The sequence below is a fragment of the Paenibacillus sp. GCM10023250 genome (assembly GCF_042653205.1).
GTDB lineage: Bacteria > Bacillota > Bacilli > Paenibacillales > Paenibacillaceae > Paenibacillus_Z.
Map to the genome: position 1 here is coordinate 599,299 of NZ_JBHSHY010000001.1, position 16,930 is coordinate 616,228.

15 protein-coding genes are annotated in these 16,930 nt (G+C 57.3%); 3 read left to right on the plus strand and 12 right to left on the minus strand.

What is annotated here, in order from left to right; translation table 11 throughout:
• Positions 1-288 precede the first annotated feature (288 nt).
• The 4 genes from ACFPB1_RS02730 to ACFPB1_RS02745 form a co-directional block, all read right to left on the minus strand.
• Positions 289-1,899, minus strand: coding sequence for a hypothetical protein (locus ACFPB1_RS02730; protein ID WP_379221600.1), 1,611 nt, complete (start codon positions 1,897-1,899; stop codon positions 289-291).
• A gap of 69 nt (positions 1,900-1,968) precedes the next feature.
• Positions 1,969-3,633 (minus strand): extracellular solute-binding protein, encoded by a 1,665-nt coding sequence (locus tag ACFPB1_RS02735; protein ID WP_379221602.1) that lies wholly within the window; start codon positions 3,631-3,633, stop codon positions 1,969-1,971.
• Positions 3,634-3,767: 134 nt separating this feature from the next.
• Positions 3,768-4,664, minus strand: a complete 897-nt coding sequence (locus ACFPB1_RS02740) for a carbohydrate ABC transporter permease (protein WP_379221604.1) — start codon at positions 4,662-4,664, stop codon at positions 3,768-3,770.
• Between the two features lie 12 nt (positions 4,665-4,676).
• Positions 4,677-5,558 carry an ABC transporter permease gene (locus tag ACFPB1_RS02745; RefSeq protein ID WP_379221702.1) on the minus strand — a complete coding sequence of 294 codons (882 nt, stop codon included), beginning with the start codon at positions 5,556-5,558 and terminating at the stop codon, positions 4,677-4,679.
• Between the two features lie 477 nt (positions 5,559-6,035).
• On the opposite strand from ACFPB1_RS02745, the gene ACFPB1_RS02750 reads away from it, so the two are divergent.
• On the plus strand, positions 6,036-7,109 hold the full coding sequence (locus tag ACFPB1_RS02750) for a GntR family transcriptional regulator (RefSeq protein ID WP_379221607.1): 1,074 nt from the start codon (positions 6,036-6,038) through the stop codon (positions 7,107-7,109).
• A gap of 77 nt (positions 7,110-7,186) precedes the next feature.
• On the opposite strand, the gene ACFPB1_RS02755 is transcribed toward ACFPB1_RS02750, so the two are convergent.
• From ACFPB1_RS02755 to ACFPB1_RS02765, 3 genes are all read right to left on the minus strand, one after another.
• Positions 7,187-8,020 (minus strand): MBL fold metallo-hydrolase, encoded by an 834-nt coding sequence (locus ACFPB1_RS02755; RefSeq protein ID WP_379221609.1) that lies wholly within the window; start codon positions 8,018-8,020, stop codon positions 7,187-7,189.
• 230 nt (positions 8,021-8,250) lie between these two features.
• Positions 8,251-8,799: an NAD(P)H-dependent oxidoreductase gene (locus ACFPB1_RS02760; RefSeq protein WP_379221611.1), complete on the minus strand. Its 549-nt coding sequence runs from the start codon at positions 8,797-8,799 to the stop codon at positions 8,251-8,253.
• A gap of 98 nt (positions 8,800-8,897) precedes the next feature.
• Positions 8,898-9,788 carry a LysR family transcriptional regulator gene (locus ACFPB1_RS02765; protein WP_379221613.1) on the minus strand — a complete coding sequence of 297 codons (891 nt, stop codon included), beginning with the start codon at positions 9,786-9,788 and terminating at the stop codon, positions 8,898-8,900.
• 125 nt (positions 9,789-9,913) lie between these two features.
• On the opposite strand from ACFPB1_RS02765, the gene ACFPB1_RS02770 reads away from it, so the two are divergent.
• Entirely contained in the window at positions 9,914-11,092 is a 1,179-nt protein-coding gene (locus tag ACFPB1_RS02770; RefSeq protein WP_379221615.1) for an MFS transporter, read from the plus strand.
• A gap of 116 nt (positions 11,093-11,208) precedes the next feature.
• On the opposite strand, the gene ACFPB1_RS02775 is transcribed toward ACFPB1_RS02770, so the two are convergent.
• On the minus strand, positions 11,209-11,664 hold the full coding sequence (locus tag ACFPB1_RS02775) for a hypothetical protein (protein WP_379221617.1): 456 nt from the start codon (positions 11,662-11,664) through the stop codon (positions 11,209-11,211).
• Positions 11,665-11,808: 144 nt separating this feature from the next.
• Here ACFPB1_RS02775 and ACFPB1_RS02780 point away from each other — a divergent pair, with 144 nt between their 5' ends.
• A complete protein-coding gene (locus tag ACFPB1_RS02780) occupies positions 11,809-12,933 on the plus strand; it encodes a DUF2515 family protein (RefSeq protein WP_379221705.1) in 1,125 nt (374 codons plus the stop codon).
• 75 nt (positions 12,934-13,008) lie between these two features.
• Here ACFPB1_RS02780 and ACFPB1_RS02785 read toward each other — a convergent pair whose 3' ends face one another.
• The 4 genes from ACFPB1_RS02785 to ACFPB1_RS02800 all read right to left on the minus strand — a co-directional run bounded on the left by ACFPB1_RS02785 (position 13,009) and on the right by ACFPB1_RS02800 (position 16,902).
• Positions 13,009-13,407, minus strand: a complete 399-nt coding sequence (locus ACFPB1_RS02785; protein ID WP_379221619.1) for a Rieske (2Fe-2S) protein — start codon at positions 13,405-13,407, stop codon at positions 13,009-13,011.
• A 13-nt stretch (positions 13,408-13,420) separates the two neighbouring features.
• Positions 13,421-14,503 (minus strand): amidohydrolase family protein, encoded by a 1,083-nt coding sequence (locus ACFPB1_RS02790; protein WP_379221621.1) that lies wholly within the window; start codon positions 14,501-14,503, stop codon positions 13,421-13,423.
• Positions 14,504-14,520: 17 nt separating this feature from the next.
• Entirely contained in the window at positions 14,521-15,609 is a 1,089-nt protein-coding gene (locus ACFPB1_RS02795) for a mandelate racemase/muconate lactonizing enzyme family protein (protein WP_379221623.1), read from the minus strand.
• A 120-nt stretch (positions 15,610-15,729) separates the two neighbouring features.
• Entirely contained in the window at positions 15,730-16,902 is a 1,173-nt protein-coding gene (locus ACFPB1_RS02800; RefSeq protein ID WP_379221624.1) for a hypothetical protein, read from the minus strand.
• Between the last annotated feature and the right edge of the window lie 28 nt (positions 16,903-16,930).

Consider the following 16,930-nt stretch of genomic DNA (forward strand, 5'->3'; position numbering starts at 1 on the left):
AAGCAAAGATAAACAATCACGCGCATTGGTAATGAGCCTGCCCCTATTTGACGCTCGGAGCGATCCGTTCGTTGCGCCGATTGAACCGTCGGCCGAATAACAGCGCTCTTTCCTAGTCGGCAAGCGGGTAATTTCCCCGCCTCCAGCTATTATTTCTCGGGTAATCGCAGAGTTCGACGGTTCCTTTAAGGAAATCACAATATTTCGCGAATCGGTAAGCTTCTTGTCGGTTTTTCATACAAAACCCCCGCTCGGGCGAATGGCCCGGCGGGGGTTAGAGGAACCGTGTTACGCGTACGGATGCACGCTGGCCTCTTCTGGAGCGGGGACCAGTCCGAGGCGCGGATCGGCCAGGTCCAGCTTGTACATCAGCTGATTGTAGTTGTACCGCGGCGTCGGCGGATGATCGGTGTACGTGTTGGTATACGTCGCCTCGAAATAGATCGTCCGTCCGCCGTCCTTGGCGAAGACGGCATGCTGCGCCGGATTGTAGAACGTGTAGTTGTCATGCGTCACGATCTTCGCCGCCTTCGTCCACGGCCCTTGCGGCGACGGCGCCGCGGCGACCCAGAGCTCGCCGAGCAGCGACGTCCTGCCGAACTTCTGCTGCGTGATCATGACGTATTGCTTCAGGTAGTCGTTCCATTCGACCGAGCCCTGGGCAAGCTGGATTTCTTCGCCGTCGGCCGCGCTCTTCAGCTGGTAATATTGCGGATCGCCGCTCTTGATCAAGCCGAGCCCGATCAGCTCCTTCTCCTGCTCCTGCGAGATCATCGGCGTGTTCTTCTTCCAGCCCCAGATCAACCGGCCGTCCGCGTCGCGGTCAAGCTTCGTATTGGCGCCGTCGTATTGGGCGCCGGGAGCCAGGCACGTGAACGATTCCCACTGTGTGTAATCCAGAACCGCGCTCAGCTTCGACTCCACCCGCAGGTTCGGGAATTGATGCTCGGTGAACACCCAGTAGCCCTTGCCGTTCTCCTCATAGTACGCCGACTGACCGTTCTCGCCGGCGTGGCGCCAATCGTTCTGATCCTTGGCCGGGAAGTCCGCGACCGGTTCGAACTGCTGCGTCTTGTCATTGAACATCAGAATGCCGTAGGCCCGCGTCTCGGGCGCATGGGTGCTGTAAGGGGCCAGCAGCCGCTCCTTGCCTTTGTCGTCCTTGACCGTCATGAGCCCGAATATCCAGGCGATGCCGGCACCGTCCGGCAGCGGCGGCACGAGGCTCTTGACCGAGCCGTCCGCATTGGCGATGTACGCGAGATCGACGCCGGCATCCGGGTCGAGTCCGCCTTTGCCCGGCAGTTTGGACGTCGCGCCCGTCACGCGGAAATTACCGAGCGGATAGCCGGGCCGGTCCGTATCGCCCCAGAACCAGTACAGCCGGCCGTTATACGCGATCGTCTGAACGGAATCCTGGCCCATGACCTGGCCGTTCAGCAGCGGCTCCTTGATCGGCGTCGGCAGGCCGAGCAGTGTGCTGTCCCGGTAGATGCCCTCGCCGGTGACGCGATACAACCGCTCGGCGACGTTGAGCCGCGTCATCTGCAGCGTCACGCTTCCGCCGGGCTTCACGTCGACGGCCGTGCCGTTGTAGCCGAAGCCGTCCTTCGGATACGCATACCCGTCGCTCGAGAGGTGGAAAAAGACTTTTGCGTTCATCAGCCCCGGCTCGTCGAACGCGACGACGCCGGCGCTGTCCGTGTAGAACGAAATGCTGTTCGTCGTTCTCAGCTCGACGAGCGGAATTCCCCTGCCCGTCTCCGCGTCCACGACCTTGATCATGAACGGCGCGTTCTTAACCGGCGCCGGCTTCGCCAAGGACATTCCCGGCATCATCATCGACACGAGCAGCACCAACGCTATCACCCCTGCCAACTTGCCTCTTGCCGTGTTCATCATCATAACCTCCCGATTCTCCATTAATCGCACGCGGCAATCGCGAGCGAGCCTTGCGCTGACCCTGGCTTACTTGGACACGACTCGTTTGGCGGCATCGTTGTAGATTTGCAGCACCTTGTCGAGGTCGCCCATCCCTTTCACTTTGGCGATGAACGTATCCCAGTCGTCGAAGCTGGCCTTACCGGCCACGAATTTGGACTCTTGCTCCAGCACGTACGTTTTGATCGGCGTCATCACTTCCGAGATCTGCTGGCTCTCGGCCTGCGTGAATTGAAGCGTCGGCGCGGTGTACGAGGAAGGCACGTAGTCGTTGTTCGGCATCGGCAGGCTGCGCAGGTACGGCGATTTCTCGATCGGCGACTCCTCGTATTTGCCGTTGAAATACGTGTAGTCCATCGCGGCGAAGTCCACGAACGCCTTCGAATCGGCCGCGATCTGCAGGCCCGGCGAATAGTGCTTGCTGGCGCGAATGCCGTATTTGTCGCCGACCACCCAGGGATCGTCGGCCTGCTTGAATTCGTCCGTGAAGGTCGGATTGCCGTCCGCGTCCAGCGTAAAGGTCTTGCCTTCCTCGCCCCATGTGATCAGCCGGATGACCTCGGGATCGTACTGCAGGTCGATGAATTTGATGAGGTCCTTCGGATTCTTCACGTCGGCGTTGATGCAGAACGTGGCCCAGCCCAGGTCCGGCGTGTTGCCGTTGGCGACGTTCTGCCACGACTTGCCGTACTTCGGATTGTCGGGGTACAGCGACACGGCGAAGATCTTGCCGTCGCCCGCCGTACGGGTATAGTTGCCCGGATCCGTGAACCATTGCGCCAGCCAGATGAAGTTGTCCCCGTTCAGCGCCTTTTGCTTCAGCGTATCGTCCGTATCGGTCAGGTACTCCGGATCCAGCAGCTTCTCGTCGTACAGCTGATGAGCGAACTGCAGCGCTTCCTTGAATCCCGGCTGGAAGACGCCGTACGTATACTGGCTGCCGTCCCAATAGATGTCGTCCACGACGTGGTTCGCGTTGAACAGCGAGCGCAAGTCGTTCCAGCGGGAGTTGATCGGATACTTGTCGGGATACAGCTCCTTCAGCTTCTTCGCCGCGGCGTACAGCTCGTCCAGCGTGGACGGAATCTGAATCTTGTCCTGCTGGAACAGGTCGTACCGGTAGGAGGACACGTTCTGAATGAGCATCCCCGTGTCCTTCGGAAATCGCGGCAGGGACGTTTCTTTGAAATAATACATTTTGCCGTCGGCGTTGGTGACCTGCGCCACCCCGTTCTTCACCTGGCTCAAATAATTCAGGTAGTTGGGCATGTCGTCCTTGTACTGGCTCAGGTCGAGGATCTGGCCGTTCTTCACCATGTCGGACGTATCGTAGAACAGCGGCGTGGCGAAGAAATCCGGCAAGTTATCGCTCGCGATCATCAGCTTAACCTTCTGGTCGTAATCGGAAGACGGAATGTAGTCCCATTTGATGTCGATTTTCTTGCCCATTTTCTGCTCCATCAGCTTCAGCCATTCTTGCTGGATGGGACTCTTCGCGTTGTCCACGCCGTTGGCCGAGAGCGCGACCGTAAAGCTGAGCGTCCCGCCGCTTGGCGCCGCGCTATCCGCGGATGACGGGTCGGTTTGGGTTGCTGCGTTGTTGCCGTTGTTGCCGTCGCTGCACCCTGCCGCCAGAATGACGGATGCGCAGATCGTCGAGACGACGCCCAGTTTCGCTGCTTTTGCGTGCATGCCTGTACCCCCAATTGGAATGGAAATGATCGGATTGTGATGCGATATGATGACGATGCGCAGAACGACCGATGCTTACGCGCCTCCCCTCCACGGTCCGTCTCTTCTTCGCATGCGATCCATCCGGCGGCCGGCTAGCCCTTGATCGAGCCGACGAACATGCCTTTGGTGAAATACTTCTGAAAGAACGGGTAAATGATCATGATCGGGAACATGGTGACGACGATGACTGCCATTCGAATGGACTTGGGGTCCATCAGGGAGCCCGGCGAATTGATGGCCACATTGCTGGCCCCTACCCTGCCTTGAATCGCATTGTTATCCAAGGTGAACAGATAGTTGCGCAACACCATCTGCAGCGGGTACTTGGCCTGGTCCTGCAGATAGATCAGCGCCTCGAACCAGCTGTTCCAGCTTCCAACGATGCCGAACAAGGCGAAGGTGGCCAGCAGCGGCTTCGATAAGGGCAGGATGATCCGGAACAGCACCACGACTTCGTTGGCGCCGTCGATCAGCGCCGCGTCCTTCAGCTCGGACGGAATATTCGCGAAGAACGTCCGGAACAAAAACACGTTATACGCCCCGACCGCCCCCGGGATGACCATGACCCAGAACGTATCGAGCAGATGCAGGTTGCGGATCAGCAGGTAGGTCGGGATCAGGCCGCCGCCGAAAAACATCGTAATCATGAGAAAAAGACTCAAAAACTTCTTACCGATAAAGCCGGGCACGGTAAGCGGATACGCCATCAGCGACGTGAAGAGCAGCATGACGAACGTAGAGCCGAGCGCGTACCCGATCGAGTTAAGATAGCCCGTGAAGATCAAGCGATCCTTGAAAATGTCCGTATACGCCTTGAACTCGAATCCGCGGGGCCAGATCGTAACGCTTCCCTTGGCCACGTAGCGCGCGCCGCTCAAGGACGTGGCGATGATGTTGAACACCGGGTACAGCACGGCAACCAAGATCAGAAGCATGATGAAGATGTTGAGCACGTCGAACATTCTGGAGCCGAGGCTTTCCTTCCTCATTGCTCTCCCCCCTTAAAACAAGCTCGTATCCGATAGCCTGCGGCTGATCCAGTTCGTGATGAACAGAATGACGAACGAGATGACGGACATGAACAGCCCGATCGCGGTCGTGTACGCGTATTGCGCCCCCAATATCCCTTGACGGTACACGTAGGACCCGATGACGTCCGCCACGCTGTACGTCGCGGGATTATACAGCAGGATGACCTTCTGGAAATCCGTGCCCAGCACCCCGCCCATGGCGAAGATGAGCAGAATGACGGTTGTCGGCCGGATGGACGGCCAGGTGACGTGCCGGACCTTCTTCCATCTGCCCGCGCCGTCGACGTCGGCGACGTCGTACAGCGACGGATCGATGCCGCTCATCGCGGCCAGATAGATGATCGCGCCGAAGCCGACCCCCTGCCAGATCCCCGACGAGATGAAGATCGTCCGGAACCAGCCCGGTTCCAGCAGGAACGACACCGCCTCCCCGCCGAAATGCGTAATTACGTGGTTGATGAAGCCGTCCCGTGCCGTGTAGATCTTGATTAATCCCGCCACGATGACGACGGATATGAAGTGCGGGAAGTAAGAAACCGTTTGCACGAGTTTTTTGAAGCGCTTACTTTTTAGCTCGTTAAATAACAGCGCGAGGATGATCGGCGCCGGAAACGACCAGAACAAGGTGTATAAGCCAAGCAGCAGCGTGTTCTTCAATACGTTGAAGGCCATGGGGTCGCGGAAGAACGCGTTGAAATACTTCAAGCCGACCCACGAGCTGCCCAAGATGCCCTGCGCGGCGCTGAAATCTTTAAACGCGATCAAAATGCCGTACATCGGAAAGTAATTGAAGATCAGCACGGTCAGAAACCCGGGCAGCACCATGAGGTACAGATAGCGATGCTTCCACATCCGCGTTCGGATGCTTCGATCGTTAGCATGCAATGACAACACTCCCTTTTGCCGAATGACTGCAAACCTCGTATACGAAGTTATTCGAACTGCATATGCGTTCTATCCGCTCTATGTTTTGACCGCACCTCCTGTTCGATCCCCATGAAGCTTGTCTGTTGCACGATGCGGCCGCAAAAAATTGACAGCGCATTCATTTCTGAAAAGATGCGCCATAGCAAGGTTTATCGGATACCTCCTCCGCCGGCCGCGCTTCTCTCGGCTCGCATCATTATGCCTTCCAGCCTGTAAATCTCATTGTTTCACATACCAACTATCAAGAGGTTATTATGCTTTTCCCAAAATGTAACACATACTATTTGGACCGTCAATTCGTATTTTGACATTAGTTATGAATATGAGTTAGTATACTTTAGGAGAATTTTAACTTATAATCAAAAGAACTAGTGCTTTCACCCCACTTGAAGGAGACGATTTATGGGCAAGAACGACTCGATATCGCCAAAGTATCAGCAGGTCAAGGATTATGTGCTCACGCAAATCGAAAACAACACGCTCGGCAAGGACGGCCGCATCCCGAGCGAATCCGAGTTCTCGCAGCTGCTGGATGTCAGCTCCATCACGGTGCGGAAAGCATTGAACGAGCTGGTCAACGAAGGCGTCATCTACCGCGTCCGGGGGAAAGGCAGCTTCGTGTCGAACCGGGGGACGACGGCTGATGCTGCGACGCGCTATGTCACCTTCATCATCTCCGGCAATGCGCTGTACGACAGCTCCTACCTGCTCATCACGAAGGGCGTCCAATCCTTCCTGAGCCGGCAGGGCTGCAAGCTGATCATCGAGTTCGTGGAAAACGATTTCGAGCAGGAGCGCGAGCTGATCACGAAGCTGATCCGATCGGAAACGCGCGGGCTGCTGATCTATTCCGTCAATCCGAACGCCGCCAAGGCGTATCTGCAGGATATCCGCAAGAAGTCCATTCCGTTCGTGATGCTCGACCGGATCCCCTCCGGCTTCCCGGTCGATTGCATCACGTGCAACAATAACGACGGCGCCTACGAGGCCGTCGCCTACCTCATCGCCCAAGGCCACCGGAAGATCGGATTCGCCGCCTACGATTTCTACTTAAGCGCCGAGGCCGAACGGTATTACGGCTATCAACGCGCCATGCAGGACGCCTCCCTCGTTCCGAACGATGAGACGTTGTACTTCTCGCGGGATCTGGATTACGACAGCCTGATCGCGGCCGTCAAGAGCGGCGAGCTGACGGCTCTCTTCTGCGTCAACGACAGGCGGGCGCTCGAGATCGTCGAGCGGCTGACGCAGGAAGGCATCCGCATCCCCGATGAGATCTCCATCATGGGCTTCGATGATTTCGAAAGCGCCAAGTTCGCCAAGGTGCCGCTCAGCACCGTCCGGCAAAACTTCGAAGCGCTCGGCTACGAAGGCGCGCGGCTGCTCTTCGAGCTCGGCAGCGACGCCGTGCGCTGTCACAAGAAGATTCTGCTGTCGACCAGCCTCGTTATCCGGGAGTCGGTCAAACCGCTGTAGCACGAACAATAACCCCGATTCGTCTTGAATCGGGGTGCGCTTTTTGTATGGCTTCGAATATTCGGCCGCTCCGGGCTTTACGCTTTGGCAGCCTTCGCCGAGCCCCATAGAGATCCGGGATTCACGCGGCTTGGGTAAAGCGCAAGCATGGCATTGTATAAATCGTCAACGGTGTCCGTTTCGTGGTCCAGCCGAATGAAGTCCAGCAGATACTGTTTCGTTTCATTCAAGATGCCATGGTTGTTATCATTTTCGGGGACTTTGTGTCCCGCAATCACATATTTCGGATTAAGGTCGATCAAGCGATCTAACGTTCGGATCCATTCTAGCCGGGATTGCTCTGTTGTTTCGGCCAGGTATGAATGGATGCCGTTATAGACGACATCGCCTGCCGCCAGCAATTCAAGATCGGGAACCCAAAGTGCGGTCGTATTTGCCGTATCCGTGAACCCCGCTTCGATGATTTCCAGCCGATGTCCTTCCAGCTCAAACGAGGCTGCATCGATCGCTTCGGGAAACACCTGGGGCTCAGGAATTTGATTGGGGAATAATTGATCCCAAAAACTTTCAATCAGCTTGCCTTGCTTCAAACATGCCGTTACGGTGCCTGGCGTCGCGACGGCTTTCGCCTCGGGGAACGCTTCTTTCAATTGCTTGATGCCGAAGAAATGGTCGCCGTGGCCGTGTGTCACGTAGATGTACGTCAAATTCCGGTTGAAGGTCTTGATCCACTTCAGCAGCATACGGTTATGTTCGATCGTAATGAAGGTATCGACCAAGACGGCATCTTTTTCGCCATAGATAAGAACGGCTGTATTGGAAACCCATTGCAGTTCTTCGTTGCCTTCCGGCAGGTTTCTCGTGAGGCTGTCGCGTTTGACGCAAAGTTCAGCGAATTGCAAGTTTGACATGGTTACCATCCTTCAACAGTGATATTACGAATGGACACAAGCTCATCCATTTCCTAGGCTCGCGGCATGCCGCTCATGCTCCCCTGTTCGTGATCTATTTATACCGCATGTAGAACGATCGGTAAATAATTATTTTTTACTAATCATTCTCGAATGTGGCGTCCGTCCGCCGATGCCTTCATGAGATCATGAAAAAACCGCGAGATCATCGCGGTCGATACAATCGCAGATTAAACCCGTGCTGCCGCCACAGGCTTCACGCTCTGGATATGCCGGATATAATCGAGCCGGCTCTGCGCCAGCCGTTCGTCCGTCAAGTTGGATACATCGCTTAACGAGAAATGCGGCAGATAATCAGCGCTGATGAAATGAGCCAGCGCTTCGACCGGACGGAGAAGTTCTTGCAGCGTAAACCGATTGAAACCGGAAGGCTGGTAAGAGGCTTCCGTTCCGTACGTCGAGATGGCCACGCCGATTTCCTTGCCTGCCGTTTTACTGGCGTCCGGCGTTCCATAGGCCCAGCCGTATTGCAGGACGTCATCGAACCACTTCTTGAGCAGCGGCGGCGAGCTGTACCAATAGAGCGGGTATTGAAAAATGATGCGGTCGTGGGCTTCGATCAGCTTCTGCTCGCGGGCGACGTCGATTTTTTCGTCCGGATACGCCGCGTACAATTCGTGAACCGTAATTTCCCCGTGCTTCTGCAATTCATCGCGCCACGCTTTATTGACGCGGGACGTCTCCATATTCGGATGCGTGATGATGACCAAGGTCTTCATTCATTCGTCTCCTATCCAAGGTATAATCAACGTTTCTTCATGTAGCCTGCCCCGATCATCGGTTTCCTATCTCCGCGGAAGCGGCTGCCTGGTCTCGATTACGAACTTGTCCGACCGGACAACCGCGCGAAATAATCCACGACCACCTCGCGGAAATCCTTGGCGGCCTGCGAGATGTAGCGGCTCTTGTGCCACAATAGCGCGATTTCCCGGACCGCCAGGTGCGTCTCCACGTAAAGATACGCGACGTGCGCCCGCGGATTCCTGGCCGTGCTCGGGACGAACGCAACCCCGATGCCGGCTTCCACCAGATTGGTCAGCCTCGCAGGCTCATCCCCCTCGTATACGTAATGAGGTTCGAACCCGACCGATCTGCATTCCTCGTCCATCAAATCGCGCGTCCCGAACCCTTTCTTGACCCCGACGAACCATTCGTCCCGCAGCTCGGCCAAGGATACGCGGCTTCGCCCCGCCAGCCGGTGCCCCTTCGGAACGGCCAAGAGAATCGGGTCGACGAACACGACTTGGCATTCAATGCCATCCCGTGTGATGGGCGGCGAGGACAGACAAAAATCCACCTCTCCCCGGTCGAGCAGCGTCACCATTTCCTGCGTAGTCAGCATTTGCACATGAAAATGAATCGAAGGCCGCTTCTTGCGAAACTCCCGGAGGATATTGGGCAGTATGCCCGCCGTCGTCACTCCCAATTCGAGCGTGCCGTGATCCGGGCCGGATAGATCGCGCAGCTCCACTCGCCCCTGCTCCAGCTCGAACAGCGCTCTCTCCGCGCGGCGCAAAAATCGCCGGCCGTAATCGTTCAACCGCAGCTTCCGCCCGACCCGGTCAAATAGCGGAACGCCGAGATCCTCTTCCAGGCGCTGAATCGTTTTGCTTAACGACGATTGCGTCACGTGCAGATGCCGCGCGGCTTCGGTCACATGCTCCGAGCGCGCCACCGCGAGAAAATAGTGCAATTGAAGCAGCTCCACTCGCCTCACGCTCCATTCATTCCTTCTAGTTCATGAGATTATAACATGAAATGCGTTGGAATAAATAATCGCGATCCGGTACGATGTCCATACGACAACCATTTATAGAGAAAGGATTACGCATCATGAATCGAACATTTGTGGTGTATTTGGTCGCGTTTGCCGCCTTTCTGGGGCCGTTCACGCAAACCATTTATACGCCGGTCCTGCCCGAGGTTGCAAGTCAACTTCACTCAACTTCCTTCGTCGTGAACCTGACGATTTCCGTGTTTACGTTCTTCCTGGCCATCATGCAGATGATCTATGGCCCGCTCACGGACTCGAAGGGCCGCCGCAGCGTCATGCTCTTCGGCATTTCGCTCTACGTGCTCGCTTCGACCGGGTGCTACTTCTCCGGGAACATCGAGCTGCTGCTCGTCTTCCGCGCGCTCCAAGCGATCGGAATCGCGGCGGGATCCGTCGTAGCCGTTACCGTCATCAGCGACTTGTTCGACGGCCGCGAACGAGGCCAAGCCATGGGGACGTTTCAGATGATGGTGTCGCTCGGCCCCGTGCTCGGGCCTGTCATCGGCGGCTTCCTGAGCGGACGGTTCAATTTCCACTCCGTGTTTCTCGCGCTGGCGGCGACCGGGATACTGGTGCTGCTGCTGAACTACCTGTGTCTGAAGGAAACGAAGCCCGACAGCGGCGAAGCCGCGCGCTTCCGCTTCCGGGACTTCGCCGTCATCCTGCGGAACCGGGTCGGATCGTCGGTCATTTATCTGGGGTTCGTGCAATATTACGTGTTTTATAATTTTCTTGTCTTTCTGCCGGACATTTTAAGCGATCGGTATGGCTTGTCCGCCGAGCAGAAGGGGCTGGTCTTTCTGCCGATGTCGCTGTGCATCGTGATCGGCAGCTTCTTTGGCGGCAAGATCCAAGCGCGGATCGACGGCAAAAAGGTTATCGTGCTGACGACGTTTCTGAACGCGTCTTCGGTGTTGTTCTTCCTGCTCTTCTACTCGATCTCGCTGGGTTGGCTGCTCACGGGCATTATCTGCTTCGGCTTCTTCCTCGGGCTCTCGCTCCCCGTGCAGACGACGCTGCTGACGGGCGCTTTCACGACTAACCGCGCGACCGCCGTGGGGGCGTACAACTTCTTTCGCTACATGGGCATGGCGTGCAGTCCGATCGTGGGCAGCCTCGTCTACCGCGCGGGCGGGTACCTTTTGTTGTATGGCTTCGTCGTTGCCCTCTTTTTGGCGTTCGGCTTGCTGCTGTCGCGGCGCCTCCTCGGCGCTCGAGCCGTCAAGTCCGCGTCTTAGGCGTACAGCGGGAAAAGGCAGCCGATCCTGTGATGATCGGCTGCCTTTTTTCGGTTCCGTACCGTCGTTCCCCCTCCGCTGTATGAAGGGACGCGAAGCGCGAATATGACGTTCTCTTAGGTATCCGCTGCGTCCGGACCATCAACGATGTCGATGACGCCGACGGCAAGGATGGTTACGGCAGCCGCTCGACCCAGCTTCTTGGCGCCCTCCTTCATCAATTGCGTGTCGTTCTCCTTCATGCCGGTCACGACCTCTTTTCCGCTTTCGACCACGTATTCGATTCCCTGGCCGGCGCCTCTAACCGCCGTCGTGGCCGCAACGCCAAGCTCGTCGAATCCGGCTTTCGCCTGCTGCTTATCCGCCGTGATGAGTCCGGCGCTAACGTCCCACACGCCGCTCGCTGCTTGGCCTGCCAGTTCCCCCGTCTTTGCCGTCACGCGTTCCACGTCGTTCCCGATTACTTTGATGTAATCACTATGAACAAGTTCCCCGGCGACACGCACGGTACCTCCAAGCACTCTGCCCGTGATATCGCCCGCCAGCTTTCCGAAGCCTTTCAACAATTCCATCCAGAACACCTCCGTATCTTAATCTATTCGGTATAACGATGATTTGCCGCACTTCGTTTCATCTAAACATCAATCTCCACCATCCGCCATACATTCATCCTATATGCTTCGATCTGAAGAGAAATCGACTGGAGGTTGAAGCCTATCTTATGGATCAGAAAACGTGACAAAACGCCGCTGGAAGCGATCCGCGAGGAATTAATGAAACGGCTCAAACAGGCTCCAGCCAGCCTTGCCGCGTTAACCCCTTCGGAGACAACGCTCCTGGACAGCATCAATCGGACGACCCGGGACCTGAACCTTAACAATGTGACGCGAACACGAGCCTATCTTGCGTTTTATCTCCGTCACCCCGAGATCCATTGGGCATTCCTAGGGCATATGGTATCGCGAAACGGCGGCTGGAATATGACCGATCTCAAGGGCGAGTTTCTGACGAAGCTGCTCTCGGAGAAGGAGCGGGACGGCTTGTTCCGATTTTTGGAGCGCGGCAACTGGCTGATCTTCCAAGACGTATACCCGCAGCTTCTGCTCTATGAAGCGAGTCTGAAGAACAATCAGCCTTTGTTCTATTTGCTGCCTCGACTGCAGGTATCCGGGTTCATGGACACGATATGGAACTATTTTTGGAGAGCCCGGGATACGCATATGCTTTGCATCGGATTGGTCATCAACGAACAAAGTTGCTTGGAGAACAGGGTGATTCAACACCCCGATTATCAACAACAAGGATGGATGGCCTTCCTCTTTCACCTTCAGGATGTGCTGGCATTCAATCACATTCTGTTTCCTGCGGAGGGCAATCGTCTACAGGGGCAGACGCTCTATCGATTCCAGTCGCTCCAGGAGCGAATCTTTTTCGGCAAGAAGCTCTATGCCGTTTTGTTTCAGAATCCGGAATTTACGTCCCAAGCCTTGGAATGGGCGACACGCCACCCGCATACGGGGTCTAGGAAGGACTACTGGCCGCATTTATTCAACAGCGTGCATGAAGGCGTGCCGGGAACGACCTCCCCATTACGGTTAAAGTCGTGCCGTATTGACGACGATGCACGACGATTTTACAGCCCCAAGCTGGAGGAGGCTTGGAAACCGATCGCCCAGCCGGATGCAGAACCGGGGGAGTGGTTTGTAGACGTACGCGCAGCGGATTACTTAGCGGACGACATCGACATGGTGGACGGAGAGATTACGAAGGACTACTGTAAAACCTTGGAGCGGCTCGAAATTGCCGCGTATGCCAAGCAGGCGATTCACGCCCAGCCTTGATTGGATTCGCTCCGGAGAACGCAAAAAAGCCGCGTTGCCGCGGCCAGGGTTACGCTTTGATTCAAGTTCGACGCGCTACACGTGCACGACGATCGTCCCGGATTCGACCGTGACGGGATACGTCTCCACTTCCGGGACGGCTTCGGCTTCCACCGTCACATCGTACGTCTTGACCAGACATTTGAGCGGGTCGAAGATCGATTTGCCGGTGGTAATGTCGAATTCCCAGCCATGCCACGGACAGCGCACGATCTCGCCGTCCCGGCCGTAGATGTATTCGCCCGGCGCCGATGGAAGGGTCATGCCGGTTACGGTACCGGCGCAGAGCGGCGCGCCTTGATGCGGGCAGCTGTTTTTCAGCGCGTAATACGTGCCGTTTACGTTGAATACGCCGATCGCGCGTCCTTCCACTTCCATCATCCGTCTCGTTCCCGCCGGGAACTCGGCGACGGCTCCCACGACGTGTTTCCCCATGTCGTCCCCTCCCTTAACCGAGCTTGTACAGCTCGCGCGCATTGTCGGAGAAGATTCGCCGGCGCAGCGGCTCCGGCAGCTTCGGGAACGCGCGGGTCGGCGAATCGAAATCCCAGTGCGGATAGTCGCTGGAAAACATGAGGAGATGCTCCGCGTCCATCATCTCGAAGATTTGCAGCAAGTGGGCGTCATTGTCCGGCCTTTCCAGCGGCTGCGACGTGATCCGCACATAATCGCGCAAGTATTCGCTCGGTTTGCGCTTCAGCCACGGGACCTCGTACCGGAGCGCTTTATATTCCGCGTCCAGCCGCCACATCAAAGGCGCCAGCCACGAGACGCCGCCTTCGACGAGGACGATCTTGAAGCCCGGAAACCGCTCGAATACGCCTTCCGTCAGAAAGCTGACCAGATGCGCCTGGAACCCGAGCGACAGACAAGTATGCCACTCGATGTAGTGAGTCGGGAAGCCCGGGGACGGCTGCACGTTTATCCCCATGCCGTCGGTGCCGGGGTGAATGGCGAACGGCAGGCCGAATTTCTCGCAAGCCTCGTAGATCGGATAGAACTGCCGCTGGCCGAACGGGGCGCGGGCGCCGGAATCGGTCATGACCTGGACGAAATGCGGATGTCCCGCCCACCGCTCGATCTCGCGCGCGGCGGCTTGCGGATCCTGCGTGTTCACCGTAATCGATCCCTTGAAGACGCCGTCCGGATTATAACGGCTCAGCCACGTATCCGCGAGCCAATCGTTGTAGGCCGCCGCGATGGCGGTTCCGAAGTCGGGATCGGGATGCAGGTTGCAGAAGGCCCGCGGCATCAGAATCGCATAGCCATGTCCGTACTCATCGATCAGCTGCTTGCGGAGGAGCTCCGGATCGGAGCCCGACGGACCGCCCTGCGGCGGTCTCGCGTCCAAGCGGTCGCCGTGCACGGGATTGCCGTAGAAGCCGCGGCCGCCTCCGTTATAGCGCTCCCGCCAAGGCTGCTTCATATAAGAGCGGATTTCCTCCGCATTCCTGGGGTAAGGATGCACGTCGCAATCGACGAGGCCCGTCCGCGCTTTCGTCGGTTGGATCGTAGTTTGCTGCTGCTCCATCCTGTCGTTCGCCTCCCTTACATGATTGAAACGGCTGTTGCTCTCACCTTGTTCTCGTTGACCTCGAGCCCGAGTCCGGGGCCGTCCGGCACGAACAGGTATCCGTCTTTGAATTCCAATTGATTGTGGAACAGCGCGGACAGCTTCTCGTTATGCCCGGTGAACTCCTGATGGTACATGGCATTGGAGACGGAAGCGCAGAAATGCAGACTGGCGGCCGTTCCGATGGTCGGCTGGGTGTTATGCACGACGATCGGCTTGCTCCATGCTTCGCACAAAGCGGCGATTTTCTTGGCCTCCGTAAGACCGCCGCATTTGACCAGATCCGGTTGAATGATATCCGCCTTGCCCTGCAGGATGAGATCGCGGAATTGCCAGAGCGTATATTCATGCTCTCCGGCGCTGACCGGGGTATCGAGCGCATCCGCGACCTGTGCCATGGCCAAGTAATCGTATTGCGGCGTCGGTTCCTCGAACCAAGCGAGTCCGACATGCTCTTCCAGATGGCGTCCGACCTGAATGGCTTTATGCGCCGTATAGCCATTGTTCGCGTCAAAGCCGATCTTCACCTCGTCGCCTACCGCGGCGCGGATCGCTTTCATCATCGGAATCGCCGGATCGTTCGCGACCTCCCCTCGCAACGGGCCGTAATTCATGCGCATTTTCAGGACGGTGAATCCGTTTTCAACTTGCTCGCTCATGATGCGGACCACCTCGTCGACGGTCGCTTTCCCGTCCCAGCCGTAGCTGTAATAAATGTTCACCCGGTCCCGGAAGCGTCCCCCTTGCAGCTGATAGACCGGTTTATTCGTCGCTTTGCCGATGATATCCCACATGGCCAGATCGATGCCCGATATCGCTTCCGACTGCGCGCCGGACGGGCCGAGCTTATATGGCGCGAGCAGCATTTTCTGCCACAGCACCTCGACGTCGAACGGGTTCCCGCCGATGACATGCGGCTTCAAGGCATGGACGGCCATAGCCTGCAGCACATGTCCGCCCATCGGCGAGCATTCCCCCCAGCCGCTGATCCCTTCGTCCGTATCCAACTTGATGAACAAACTGCCCCAAGGGAATAGAAACGTGGTCATGCCGGTAATCTTCACGAATTAGCCTCCTAGCCTAGCGAATGTTGAATATATTCTATATATTCTGAATTTGTACGGAATCTCCTTCAAAAACCCGGAAATTCCCCCATTCGCCTCTCCAAAAGCAAAAAAATCCGCTTATGATGGCGGATTAAATCGATTGATGCTGAGCGATTCGATCTTCCACGGTTCCGCGGGCGTCCCCCGGACGAGCCGGAGCACCAGTCTCGCTTGCCGTACCCGGCTGCCCGCCGCGTACAGCTTCACGATCTGCGAACGTTCCGCGACGAGACTGTCATCGGCGGCATACGCGGTCTTCCCCGTCTTGCCGTCGGACGAGATCCGTTCCATTTGCGACAGTAATTGTTCGAACGTCTCGTTGTACGGATCCACGAACAGCATTCTGGCCGCCGGGATTTCCTTGAGATTGAACGTTTTGAAGAACGCGGCAGCCAGCTCGTCCTGGTTCAGGGTCCCGACGTAATCGGTAAGCTTGCCGGCCGCTTTATAGACCATGAGCTGATGTTCCGGATCGACGCTCCGCGACTTATGCGTCGTACTGCCGAGGAAATGCACGCAAAAATGGCCGGAAAACCCGTTGTCCGGGATGCCGTCCCCGCCATGCGGCATGCCGTGCATCGAGGCGGCCAGCACAGTATCGCCGGTCCCGACGAGCACAGCCCTTCTTTTCCAGCTCCACTTGCCCCCGTAGATGTCCTTCATGATCTCGGTGTCCCCGCGCGTCAGCGGCTGGACATCCGCGTGGCTGCTGCCCGCCCGGCGCTGGACCCGGAAGGTCTTGCCGGTCTCCACGTCCGTCAGCGCGAACGTCGACGCCATCGGTATGCGCGATTGGGCTTCGTCCCACGGGAGCAGCAGGCCGTAATACGACCCGCGCAGCTGATCGACCCGCTTCTTCAGCAGCAGCCGGTCCGTACGCCGCAGCAGAATCTTCTCGCCCTTGACGGGGTCGTACACGTAGCCGTTGCGATCCACCGCGAAGGTCTGCCTGCCCTCGCCCGTGATCAACGCCATGGAGGCATCCGTGACCGGGAGGTAGTGCGTGCGGACGCGAACGCCGCCGTTCAGCATCCGCGACACGGCGTTCGGGCTGCCCAGCGTCATGACGGCCGTTCGGGCCGCGTTCGGCGCCGCCGTTACGCGCAAGATCGCCTCGTTGCCCGGCTCGTTGCCCGACGCGTTGCCCGGCTCGTTGCCCGGCGCGGCGCTGATCCCGCTCGGTCCAAAGGCGGCTCCGAACAGAAGGACCGCCAGCAGGAGGCCTGTTCTCGTGTCACGCATAGGATCCATGGTCTCCTCCTTGATCGGGAGCTAGATT

What these genes read in the sequence shown, in the direction of transcription:
- ACFPB1_RS02730 (WP_379221600.1), bottom strand. Translation starts at nt 1,899, where the DNA reads ATGAACACGGCAAGAGGCAAGTTGGCAGGGGTGATAGCGTTGGTGCTG.
- ACFPB1_RS02735 (WP_379221602.1), bottom strand. Translation starts at nt 3,633, where the DNA reads ATGCACGCAAAAGCAGCGAAACTGGGCGTCGTCTCGACGATCTGCGCA.
- ACFPB1_RS02740 (WP_379221604.1), bottom strand. Translation starts at nt 4,664, where the DNA reads ATGAGGAAGGAAAGCCTCGGCTCCAGAATGTTCGACGTGCTCAACATC.
- ACFPB1_RS02745 (WP_379221702.1), bottom strand. Translation starts at nt 5,558, where the DNA reads ATGTGGAAGCATCGCTATCTGTACCTCATGGTGCTGCCCGGGTTTCTG.
- ACFPB1_RS02750 (WP_379221607.1), top strand. Translation starts at nt 6,036, where the DNA reads ATGGGCAAGAACGACTCGATATCGCCAAAGTATCAGCAGGTCAAGGAT.
- ACFPB1_RS02755 (WP_379221609.1), bottom strand. Translation starts at nt 8,020, where the DNA reads ATGTCAAACTTGCAATTCGCTGAACTTTGCGTCAAACGCGACAGCCTC.
- ACFPB1_RS02760 (WP_379221611.1), bottom strand. Translation starts at nt 8,799, where the DNA reads ATGAAGACCTTGGTCATCATCACGCATCCGAATATGGAGACGTCCCGC.
- ACFPB1_RS02770 (WP_379221615.1), top strand. Translation starts at nt 9,914, where the DNA reads ATGAATCGAACATTTGTGGTGTATTTGGTCGCGTTTGCCGCCTTTCTG.
- ACFPB1_RS02775 (WP_379221617.1), bottom strand. Translation starts at nt 11,664, where the DNA reads ATGGAATTGTTGAAAGGCTTCGGAAAGCTGGCGGGCGATATCACGGGC.
- ACFPB1_RS02785 (WP_379221619.1), bottom strand. Translation starts at nt 13,407, where the DNA reads ATGGGGAAACACGTCGTGGGAGCCGTCGCCGAGTTCCCGGCGGGAACG.
- ACFPB1_RS02790 (WP_379221621.1), bottom strand. Translation starts at nt 14,503, where the DNA reads ATGGAGCAGCAGCAAACTACGATCCAACCGACGAAAGCGCGGACGGGC.
- ACFPB1_RS02800 (WP_379221624.1), bottom strand. Translation starts at nt 16,902, where the DNA reads ATGGATCCTATGCGTGACACGAGAACAGGCCTCCTGCTGGCGGTCCTT.